General features: G+C 44.0%; 7 protein-coding genes and 1 pseudogene. 7 read left to right on the plus strand and 1 reads right to left on the minus strand.

Going from position 1 to position 11653, the window contains the following annotated elements:
- Positions 1–43 precede the first annotated feature (43 nt).
- The 3 genes and pseudogenes from LAJLEIBI_RS00835 to LAJLEIBI_RS00845 all read left to right on the plus strand — a co-directional run bounded on the left by LAJLEIBI_RS00835 (position 44) and on the right by LAJLEIBI_RS00845 (position 5423).
- A pseudogene (locus LAJLEIBI_RS00835) lies at positions 44–1799 on the plus strand (IS1182 family transposase).
- 352 nt (positions 1800–2151) lie between these two features.
- On the plus strand, positions 2152–3639 hold the full coding sequence (locus LAJLEIBI_RS00840; RefSeq protein WP_040435807.1) for a serine/threonine-protein kinase: 1488 nt from the start codon (positions 2152–2154) through the stop codon (positions 3637–3639).
- On the plus strand, positions 3624–5423 hold the full coding sequence (locus LAJLEIBI_RS00845) for a hypothetical protein (RefSeq protein WP_006444455.1): 1800 nt from the start codon (positions 3624–3626) through the stop codon (positions 5421–5423). Before LAJLEIBI_RS00840 ends, LAJLEIBI_RS00845 begins: the two co-directional genes overlap by 16 nt.
- A gap of 157 nt (positions 5424–5580) precedes the next feature.
- On the opposite strand, the gene LAJLEIBI_RS00850 is transcribed toward LAJLEIBI_RS00845, so the two are convergent.
- Positions 5581–6699: an ROK family protein gene (locus tag LAJLEIBI_RS00850; protein ID WP_006444454.1), complete on the minus strand. Its 1119-nt coding sequence runs from the start codon at positions 6697–6699 to the stop codon at positions 5581–5583.
- A gap of 255 nt (positions 6700–6954) precedes the next feature.
- On the opposite strand from LAJLEIBI_RS00850, the gene LAJLEIBI_RS00855 reads away from it, so the two are divergent.
- Genes LAJLEIBI_RS00855 through LAJLEIBI_RS00870 form a run of 4 tightly spaced genes read left to right on the plus strand, consistent with a single transcriptional unit; the run spans position 6955 to position 11268 of the window.
- Positions 6955–7752, plus strand: a complete 798-nt coding sequence (locus LAJLEIBI_RS00855; RefSeq protein ID WP_006444453.1) for an alpha/beta hydrolase — start codon at positions 6955–6957, stop codon at positions 7750–7752.
- Between the two features lie 13 nt (positions 7753–7765).
- The gene (locus LAJLEIBI_RS00860; RefSeq protein ID WP_006444452.1) at positions 7766–8770 is read left to right on the plus strand and encodes a sugar ABC transporter substrate-binding protein; all 1005 of its coding nucleotides are present in this window, start codon (positions 7766–7768) and stop codon (positions 8768–8770) included.
- A gap of 36 nt (positions 8771–8806) precedes the next feature.
- Entirely contained in the window at positions 8807–10318 is a 1512-nt protein-coding gene (locus LAJLEIBI_RS00865) for a sugar ABC transporter ATP-binding protein (RefSeq protein ID WP_006444451.1), read from the plus strand.
- A complete protein-coding gene (locus LAJLEIBI_RS00870) occupies positions 10315–11268 on the plus strand; it encodes an ABC transporter permease (protein ID WP_006444450.1) in 954 nt (317 codons plus the stop codon). Before LAJLEIBI_RS00865 ends, LAJLEIBI_RS00870 begins: the two co-directional genes overlap by 4 nt.
- Positions 11269–11653: the final 385 nt, after the last annotated feature.

The following is an 11653-nucleotide window of genomic DNA, read 5'->3' on the forward strand; positions in this document are numbered from 1 at the left end:
AACGACAACCATCTTTCTCTCCGTTACATGTTATAATGTAACTATGCTAAACAATAAATATTATAACGAATTTTTTGAAATTGGGCAACAGAAAATCAACTTTAGTTTCTTCGAATTGTGTTTACCCGACGACGATCCAGTCTATACCCTGAAAAAAGTGATGGAGGAATTAGATTTTTCTGGCTTGTTAGCCAATTGTTCAGATAAGGGAAGAATCGGATATAACCCAATTATGATGTATGCTGTAGTTACTTATGCAAATATGCGTGGGGTAAGAGCTGTTGACCGTATTGTAGAATTGTGTGAAAGAGACCTTGCGTTTATCTGGCTTACCAAAGGGCAGAGACCAAAACGGGATGCTTTTTATGAATTTAAAAACAAAAAAACTGACGGCTGATGTTTTGGATGAGTTGAATCATCAATTCCTTCGCCGCTTGCAAAAAGAAGGATTCATCACATTGAAAGAACTTTTTATTGATGGTACGAAAATAGAAGCCAATGCAAACCGCTATACTTTTGTGTGGAGAGGGACGATCAACTATCATCTTGCAGGGCTATTGGATACGATTGATTCGTTGTATCAGAAGTATAACGTATTGATCGATGAAAATGAGTATGGTACGAAATATGACATTCCTCATGCACATATGTTTGTGATCGAAGGGATGGATAAGGTAAGAGATGTCATTGAAAAGAATCGGAAACGAAAACTGACAAAACATAAAAAGCTGTCTAACAATACGAACATTGAAATCGATAACTGTTCTCCGTTAGAGAGCTTGAAACTCCAGAAAAACCTGGCACAGATCGCAGAGAAGGAACAGATCGAGTTTGTTTACGGAAAAGGAAAGAAAAGAGCAGAAATCCAACAGCTTTATGACGAATTAGAAATCTGCGGCGACCGCCTTATGGGATACAAAGAGTGCTTTGAGATCATGGGAAAGGATAGGAACAGTTATTCTAAAACAGATTTAGAAGCCACCTTTATGAGAATGAAAGACGACCACATGCTGAACGGACAGTTAAAAGCAGCATATAATATTCAGATCGCAGTAGAGAATTATTTCATTGTCCATGCATATGTGAGCAATGACCGGACAGATTATAACACACTCATCCCCGTTTTGGAAAAGCATAAAAGTGCATTCGGGGAGATCTTAGAAGATGTGACGGCAGACAGTGGTTATTGCAGTGAGAAGAATCTGCTGTATTTAAAGGAAAATAAAATATCCAGTTACATTAAACTGCAGGATCATGAAAAGCGGAAAACACGTGCTTATACAGAAGATATTGGAAAGTATTACAAAATGAAAATGCAAGTGTTTGAAAATGAACTGTATTATGTTTGTCATGCTGGAAGAGAGCTGCATCATATCCGCACAGAGACGAAAGAACAGGCAGGATATACACAAACTTTTGAGGTATATGGATGTGCAGACTGCAGTGGTTGTGAACACAAAGCCAAATGTTTATATAAATATAACACTGAAAAAGATACAGAGAAAAATAAAATCATGAAGATCAATGAACAATGGGAAACATTGAAAGAGGAATCCCATGCAAACATACAGAGTGAGAAAGGGATCCTAAACCGCCAGATTCGTTCCATTCAAACAGAAGGACATTTTGGGGATATCAAAGAAAACGATAGCTTCCGAAGATTCAACTACCGAACATCGGAGAAGGTGTATAAAGAATTCATGCTGTATGCCATTGGTCGAAACCTGAACAAATATCATCGTTTTCTTCATGATAAGATCAAAAAATTTGAAGGAAAAACGGAAGAAAATGCTGCTTAGAAAAAGTGTACTTTCAAAAATGCAGTCAAGGGGTTTTTGCGCGCTAAAATATCTACAGAAAAGAAAAAATACGAATCTCTCACAGAATATCGGGTACTAAAAATGCTGATTTCTATGAGAGATTCGTATTTTAAGATTTAGAGTTTAAAAATCGGGATTTCCCGACTGCCCCTTTTTTGTCTACTGAGACAGAAATAAAAATAGAAAAGGGGGCTTGTGTTTTTGCCCGGAATCAGTTATCATATATATCACTCTAAAGTATCTGAGTATTCTTATTCAACATTTTCATTTCCAGCCGGATATTGCCGGATCATTCCAAGTAAAGCAAAAAAAGAATAAAAGAGGTGGTTTTATGGCATCAGAGGGCTTTGATGTACTTCGCCTCATTGAGCATAACCGCTCCTGTTATGTCAGTTCAGAATTCGTACAGGGCAGTGTTCTGATTCAATGGCTGAAGTATCATCCCAATGTCCCAAAGAAACAACTGTTTTCGTGGATGTACGAGATTATGAGGCAGCTGGCCCTGTTTCACAGGCTGCGGGGCAGGCCGTGCTATCAGTATGTCAATCCGTACAGCGTTATCGTAAGCAGCGAAGAGAAACTGTACCTGCTCGATGCGGGAGCAAAGTCCAGCGAGATCCTTATAAGAAAGATGCAGAGAAAGGCTGTGCGGGAAAATTTTCTGCCGCCCAAAGAGCATATATACCGTAAAGCGAGTGAAGCGCTTGACATATATGGCCTTGGAAGAACATGGCAGTATATACTGGCAGTCACGGAGCCGGATCCTCCGCTCACAAAAAGAGAAGAACAAAAGTTAAGAAAAATCATTTCCAGATGTCTGAACAGACAGTCAAAACATGCATATCAAAAAGTCGAAGAAATTCAAAAACATTTTCCAGCAGAAAGAATGAAAAAAACACAGTTCCAAAGAAGAAGTAAAGTGCTCGCAGCGGCAGTGATTTTAATACTCGCGGCTGCGGTAATAAAAGCAAAGGTCTATTCCGGCGGCCTTGCCGGCGCCGGGCGGCAGAACGCCGGCGTCAGTGACGCTTCCCCCAGAGGTAAAGAGGAAAAAGAAGAGACTGATGACAGTGACCTTTTGAAATTTGACATGGGTATGGTCTGTCTTCTGGAGCTTGAAGAATACGCTAAAGCGGCCGGATATCTTGAAGAGATAAGCCGGTACGGCGCAGACTGCTACGCCGCCATTGCAAGAAGTCTGGAAAAAGATACGGCTGCCGCGGAGAGCCGGAAACTGGAGGAGGCGCTCATACGCGCGGAGAAAAATATACCGGCCGGCAGAGAAGAGGTGTGCCTTAAGGGACTGATAAAAGGTTATACATTACTGGATACAGAAGAAGCGGGTGAGGAAATCGTGAGGCTGGGAGAAATATATCTCAGGCTTGGGGGTGAGAAGGGGGGTGCCAAAGAAGCGGATAAAGAAATAATGGAAGCTGTGGCGCTGTCCTATGAAGGAATGGATAAAAAGAGGGAAGCTGCCTCCATGTATGAAAAGGTACTTGAACATGAGGACGGGAATGAGAAAAGAGAGGAGCTGTACATGAAAATGACGCTAATGTGGGAAGGCACAGGTGATCGGGAGAAAGCCTGGGAGTGCTGCAGAAAAGGTATCGATGAACTGCAGGAATCGGCAAAACTCCGGCTTTTATATATCCGCCTTCAGTGTATGGACACTTCGGTTGGAAGAGAAGTATGTGAGGAGACGATAAGAGAATACATAAAGAGTATGCCAAAGCTGACTGGGCTGGAAGAGTTCAAGAAGCTGCAGAGAGAATATGATATCAGGGTGGAAGGGGAAGAAGTATGGGTCGGAAGATAAGAGAGATAACAGTTGTGATCATAATAATGCTTACAGTGATGGTCATTGGATACTCACAAGTTTCAAAGAGTCTGGCGGTAGATACGGATAAGGAGCCAAAGAGCGTTTTGGGGACGGAGGATAAGGACGGGACAGAAGGAACAATAGAGCCGGAGGAACCGGACGGGCCAAAAGAGCCGGACGGGCCCGAACCTCCGGAGAGACCGGACAGGCCGGTGGAAAAATATGAGTTTAAATGTCCCGCTCCGGACGGAAAAAACGGATATTATGTGACAGCCCCCAAGATAGAGCTTATCCACGTAAGTGAGTATGGAATCACAAAGTACCGTTTTACGGACAGTGAAGGCGGTACGGCTGAGGGAGAGCTGAAAGAAAGCGGAGACCGGGTCTGTATCGGGCCGGATCAGTTTAAGGACGGCGGCAACAGCATATATGTCTGGATGGAAGATGAAGAGGGAGTACAGGCAGAGGATTCCGAATACAGTAAAGAGTTGTATATAGATACGGCGCCGCCTGATATTCAGCTTCGGGCGCCGCGGGGACTGGATGCATGGTACCAGAAACAGGTTATGCTCAACGTAAAAGGAGATGACGGGGACAAAGGAAGTCAGGTGGAGCAGATATCAGTATATGCCGGTAAACAGCTGCTCGGCACGACTTCCAACTCTCAGGCAGCGTTCCAGATCAGCCAGACATCCGTTAAGGGAAATGGAGTTTCCGTCACAGTTGCTGTTGCTGACAGAGCTGGAAACAAGAAGGAAGTGACGAGGAAGCTTTATATTGACGGCACGCCCCCGGAAACCGCCATCCAGGGTATTGACAATTATATGATAACGAGCCGTCCGGCAGAGGTTCATTTCCAGGCGGAGGATGACAACGTGTTAAGTTCTGCTTCCGCAAAGATAGTCAGGGAGAGTCCTGAGGGGGAACTCGAGGAACTGACGGGAAATAAATGGGAGAGCGATGGAAGAGTCAGTGACATGCGCCGGCAGCTGAGCGAGGACGGAATATATAAAATGGAGCTCACGGCTTCGGATAAGGCCGGATTTTCAAGGAGCCAGACCGCACAGATCATCATAGACAAAAAGAATCCTGTCATCCGGTATGTAGATGAACTGGACAACCGTGTCATGAGAGAATTTCAGTGGGAGCATCCGATGGAAGAAGCGATCAAAGACTTTACATCGTATGTCTACGAGATAAGACTGGACGGAAAAATCTATACCCCGGGGAAAAAAGTGAAGACTGAGGGAGTGCACACACTCAGGATCAAGGCCGTAGACGCGGCGGGGAATGAGGCGGCGGCCCAGGCACGGTTTCTGATAGACAGGACTCCTCCTGAGATACTTTTTGAAGATGTGAAAGAAGGAGAAACGTACGAGGAAGAGTGTACCTTTAAAGTGACAGTAAAAGATGGCAACGATACGATAGAAGGGATATGGTTGGACGGAGAAAAGCAGGCGGTAAATCCGCGCAGTAAAGTCTATCAGTATACGGTTCAGGAATATGGAGAACATATCGTGCTTGTCAGAGCGTGTGACAGGGCCGGAAACCGCGCTGAGACAGACGTGGGATTTAAGGTTGTGAAGAAGGAAACCATACTTGATAAAATTATAAATCCAGTCAGACAAAGGCTTGTACCTGAACAGAGAAGTACAGGGGAAGCGGCAGGAAAGACGGATCACGGCAGCGTGAAAAAACGTACGGTCTTCCTTTTATCGGCCACGGCGGCCGGAAGTGCCGCAGGCATTGCGGTATACAAGAAGCGGAGAAGAAAAAAATGACCGGGACGGGGAACCGGCGTTGCACAAGAGAACTCCCGTATGACAGATCAGTCAGATGACCCTGTAAAGGGAAGATGCCAGGAAACCGGCGGCCGGTTCCTGGCATGTATCATGTATGATTTGATCTGAGAACGTTAGTTTACAGAGGAATCAGCTATCAGACTGTTTTAAGAAAATTTTCTACGTTCAATAAAGCAGCGCCTACCGCGGTAGCATATCTTTTAAAGCGGCAGATACGGAAATATTCAGCTTCCTCGTGGTACGTATTTCGTTCTATCAGTTTTTCCCTGATAATATCCTCAAAATCTTCCAGGTAAGGCCCTACGTATCCGCCTACAATAATAGAGCAGTCAAAGAGCATTTTAAGATTATTTACAGTGATAGCGAGGTATTCCAGATATTCATTCCATATATTTAAGTGGTAAGGACTCTTTTCTTTCACATATTCAAAGAACTTATCCAGGCTTCCGTCGGCGCTGTTGGAAAGAATAAGGGCTGATATATAAGCATCCACACATCCTTTTTTGCCGCAGTAACATAGACGCCCGTCATTTATTAAAGTAACATGGCCTATTTCTCCGCTTTCATAAGTCTCGCCAAAGTAAAGCTGGTTGTTCTGTAAAATAGCGCCGCCAACTGTGTTATTTAAAGAGAGGTAAAATGAATTCCGTATATCCTTTATGTTCCAACTCTCTGCCAGTCCGCCGGCATTGGCGTCATTGCAGATAAGGCACGGAAATCCGAGATACCGGGAAAAGGTCTCAGGGGTCACATTATTGAACTCAGTAAGACTGCCGTGCAGAACAGTCTGCTGTTCTACGTTGACCATGACGGGGAGGGCGATACCGACGCTTAAGATCTTCTCCCTGTCAATACCCGATCTGGCGGTCATTTCACTGATTTTATCGTGAAGTGACATATAATAAGATTCTTCCGGAATAAAATCTATTTTTACCCGGGTCTTCTCGACGATATTTCCGCTCAGATCGATCATTACCATATGCACGTGGTGTCTTGTGATATCAAGTCCGATAGAGTAATAAAGGTGCGGATTGTAAGTAAAGGCTTTGGGAGGGCGGCCGCCCTGGGACCCGAATGTTCCGCAGTCATAGATGTAATGGTTCTCGGACAGATATTTTAATATAAGGTTCACCGTTGGAAGACTCAGATCCAGCTGCTCGATCAGGTCATATTTGGAGACGGGACCGCCGTTCATATAAATATACTGGTAGACTTTATTCTGATTGTTTCTTTTTAGATCAATATTATTAGACATATGTTTTCCCCTTTGAAAAGAGTTCTGCGCTCATCTATCAATTTTAATTAATAGTGAAACTTAATTATAAGCAATATATATAACTTTATATTTCTTAGTTCATTATAGATATGAATTTTATTTGTGTCAAGCAGACAAAACGTTAAGAAACTTATGCATGGAATAGTATTGACATAACATATGCAGGGTGGTATAATTCATCCATAATATATAACCGTAATATATAAGTAAAATACTAAAGAGAGGAGGAACAAGATGGCATACTTCACAGGAAATATATATTCGGCAAAATTGCTTCAAGATACGCAGCTGCACGTTATTTTACCGCAGGATGGCCGGAGATATATATGGGATACAGATCCTAAGACATTAGTGCTTCTTCACGGGCTTTCAGATAATGCGTCAACATGGGCGAGACGTACGTCGATCGAACGATATGCGGAGAGATATAACCTGGCAGTAGTCATACCGGAGGTTCAAAGAAGCTGGTATTTTGATATGGCTGGCGGTGTGCAGGCATTTTCTTATATAACGGAAGAACTGCCGCTCATATTGGAACGTTTATTTCATCTGTCGACTTCGAGAGAAGATATGCTGATCGCGGGGCTGTCTATGGGTGGATACGGAGCCTTAAAATGTGCATTAAAGGCGCCGGAAACTTACGGATACTGCGGGGCATTTTCCGGGGCGTACGATATGAATGAAATCATACGGTTATCCCGGCAGGACGATGCCCCCGGGCTTTTGAAAGGAATCGACAGAGAAATATTCCCGATAACAGGAAGGAGGGAATATGTGCCGGAAGAATATCTCATACCTCACATACTTGAAGAAGGGCCGCAGGAAGGCTGTGAATTCCCGAAGGTATATATGGTCTGTGGAACAGAGGATTTTTTATATCCCCAGACTGAGAAGCTGAAGAAAATCTGTCAGGCAAAATTAAAGGAATTTTGTTATGAGGAGTGGCCGGGTATCCATGAGTGGGATGTCTGGGACAAAGCAATCGAAAGAATGCTGAAACTGTATTTAGGAGAAGGCAGAAAAGACAATTAGAGGAGGAAAGGTTATGAAATCAAAGGTGTTCAAAAGATTAAGTGTAGTTCTTGTTATGGTGATAGCTTTAGTATCGGTATCTGCATGCACTGCAAAAGAACCGGGTTCATCTGATTCCAAGAAAGAGGAGACTACAAAGAAGGATAAAAAGAGCGGAAAGACAAAAGTTGGATTTATAGTCCAGGACCTTACGATAAATTATTTCCTAAGTGTTGTAAAGGGAGTGGAAGATTTTCAAGACAAATATGACATGGAAGTGCAGGTCATAGATGGGCATTCAGATGCGCCGACGCAGGTTGACGCTGTTGAGAATCTGATCACGCAGGAAGTGGATTGTATCGTTATCTGTCCGGTTGACACAGTTGCGCCGGAAGCGGCAGTAAAAGAAGCGCAGGCAGCAGGAATACCTGTCATAACATGGTCTGAGAAAATTGAGGGCGCCGATGCGTGGATCGCTGTAAATAACTATGATTATGGTTTTGAAAATGGAAAGATTGCGGGCCAGTGGATATTGGATAATCTGGATAAACAGGAAGACGCCAAGGTTATGTATGTATATGTTAAGGAGAATGAGCAGCTGATCGAACGAGGAGAAGGAATGATGGACGGGCTCGCGTCTCTCGCGCCTGACGCAGAGACAGTTGCGGTACAGTCCGGCAACACGACGGAATCCGGGATGGAGGCAGTGGAGACAACACTTGCAAAGCATCCGGACTTGAATGTTATTGTATGCTCTAACGATTCGGTTGCCCTGGGCGCGTATGAGGCTATGGTATCAGCTGGCAAAAGTGACGCAAAAGTATGTATCACCGGACAAGACGCAGATGAAAAGAACCTGGAATATATTTCACAGGATACAATTTTAAAAGGAACCGTTGACATAGGAGCTTATAACCAGGGCGAATTACTCTGCCAGTCTGTAGAAAAAGTATTAAAAGAAGGCAAGGTAGCTGATCCGATATATGTGAGCTTTACACCGGTTACGATGGATAATGTAAAAGATGTGATGGGCAGGTAAAAGACAGGAAGAGCAGTACGACAGGAGAGACGCGTAATGAGTGAGTTTATCTTGGAATTAAAAAATATCACAAAAGTCTTCCCGGGTGTCCGGGCACTTGACAAGGTAACTTTATCCTTTAAGCCAGGCGAAGTTCATGCGATCGCAGGAGAAAACGGCGCGGGGAAATCTACATTTATAAAGATTATAACCGGGGCTCTGAAGCCGACAGAAGGAACCGTAATATATGACGGCGCAGAGGTAAAGAATAATTCCCCGGAAATATCTATGAAGCTCGGTATTGCGGCAATATATCAGGAATTCAATCTGTTTCCGGCGCTGTCAGTAGCGGAGAACGTCTATTATGGGCGTTATCCGCTAAAGCATCACATGGTGGATTACAGAAAGCTTGAAGAGGATACCCAGGCCGTACTTGACCAGCTTGGTGTATCTGTCAGGCCTCAAACGCTTGTGAAAGACTTAAGCGTGGGATATCAGCAGATCGTGGAGATCGCAAAAGCCGTTTCCTGTAATGCGAAAGTGTTGATCATGGACGAGCCGTCTGCACCTCTTACGGAAAATGAAGTGGCCCATTTGTTCCAGATCATAAAAAAGCTGAAAGAGCAGAAGATAACGATCATTTATATTTCCCACCGGATGGAAGAAATTTTTGAGATCTGCGACCGGGTATCAGTATTCAGGGACGGCCAGTACATAAAGACACTGGATGTTGCAGAGACCACGACGGACGAACTGATAAAAATAATGGTCAACCGAGATCTCGGACAGCAGTACCCGTCGAAAGAATACCAGAGATCAAATAAAGTTCTGGAAATTAAAAATCTAAATACAGAGCTTTTGAAGGATATCAATATTGAGGCGTATGCAGGAGAAATATTAGGGCTGGCAGGTCTTGTGGGAGCTGGAAGGACAGAAGTGGTAAGAGCTTTGTTTGGCGCGGATAAAAGGAGAAGCGGACAGTTCCTGATCGACGGCAGAGAGGTTAAAGTCAAAAAACCGATGGATGCTATCCGGGCAGGAATCGGTCTCATACCGGAAGACAGGAAACGTCAGGGGCTTCTGCTTAAAGAGAGTATCCGGCATAATATTTCATTTGCCAATTTTAAAGGAATATTAAAAAACGGTATGATCCATGAAAAAACGGACCGTTCTGTGGCACAAAAGTATGTGGATGCGCTTGAGATCAAGACGCCGTCCGTAGATCAGCTGGCAGGCAATCTAAGCGGCGGCAACCAGCAGAAAGTTGTTCTCGCCAAATGGATGTTTACAGACAGCAAGGTACTTATTTTTGATGAACCGACGCGGGGCATCGATGTGGGTGCAAAGCAGGAAATATATAAACTGATGCTGGAGCTGGTAAGCCAGGGAAAAGTCGTTATCATGATAAGTTCTGACATGCCGGAACTAATAGGGATGGCAGACAGGATTATCGTATTGCATGAGGGCCGTATAAGCGGGAGCATGGAGAAGAAGGAATTTTCCCAGGAGTATATTATGTCATTGGCGTCGGGAATCGGTCAGGAGCCAAGTGTGGAGGAATTGACATGAAAAAGAGAAAATTGGACTTATCAAAGTACGGAATCCTATTTGCCTGGATAGCTTTGATCATTATTTTTGCGGTGTGTGAACCAACATTTTTAAAGACATCCAACATCTTTAATATATTGAGGCAGGTCTCTATCGTAGGTGTCTGTTCGGTTGGAATGACTTTTGTGATTTTAACAGGGGGGATGGATCTGTCTGTCGGATCTGTTATCGGCGTTGCGGCTGTGGCAGGGGCATTGATGCTGTCAAAGGGGATTCCGATACCCGCTGTAATAATTGCTATCCTGCTGGTAGGGGCGGCGGCTGGCGCGTTCAATGCCTTCTTTATCAATGAGGTAGGTATCGCGCCGATCATTATGACATTAGGCACTATGACCGCGCTGCGCGGGGCAGCCTTTCTTTTATGCGGCGGCTTTCCCGTATATGGCATAACGAAAAGTTTTCTGCTGATCGGGCAGGGATATATAGGAGTTGTGCCGATACCGGTTCTCATTATGATAGCAACATTTATTGCAGGATATATTTTTCTCAACAGGCTTCCGTTCGGACGTTCTGTATATGGCATCGGCGGAAACATTGAGGCGGCCAGACTTTCCGGGATCAATGTAAAAAGAGTGTTGTATAAAGTATACATTCTGGCCGGCGCTCTGTATGCCCTTGCAGGACTGATGCTGATGGCACGGGTGAATTCAGGACAGGCAGCCTCCGGGGAAGGTTACGAGATGGATGTCATCACCGGATGTGTATTAGGCGGCATAAGCATCAGCGGAGGAGAAGGGAAAATCACCGGAGTCGTAACAGGAGTGCTTCTGATGGGAACGTTATCTAATGGTATGGTATTGATGGATGTCTCAGAATACTGGCAGAAAGTCGTTAAAGGGCTGGTACTGATACTTGCGGTAACTCTTGATAAGACGGTACAAAAGGGAAAGACAAGAAAGGCAGAATTATAATACCGGGAAGGCAATGAAGCGGACATCATCTTTATAGATCCTGGCTTTTACAGTATGAGCAGCGGGAATAAAAACAGATATTAAGAATCCCCGTAAAAAGGGAGGATGCCAGGTAACCGGCAGCCGGTTCCTGGCATGTATTATGAAAAAGTTTATTCAAAATAGTATTTTACTACTAGACAGTTGGTATATTCAGTATCAAATGTTTCTGTTCTTTATTTGATGATTTTAGTATAAGGTACACGTGTGAAGAAACAATGTTAAAGAAGTGAAAGTTTCTTTAATGATAAATGAATAAATTATGAACGAGCAGCGGCTATTTATCAGTGCCTGGTTTTATGCGCCGGAGGATGATAAGAGTGATCATTAAGTTGATATTTTCGAC

Source organism: [Clostridium] hylemonae DSM 15053, assembly GCF_008281175.1.
Taxonomy (GTDB): Bacteria; Bacillota; Clostridia; order Lachnospirales; family Lachnospiraceae; genus Extibacter; species Extibacter hylemonae.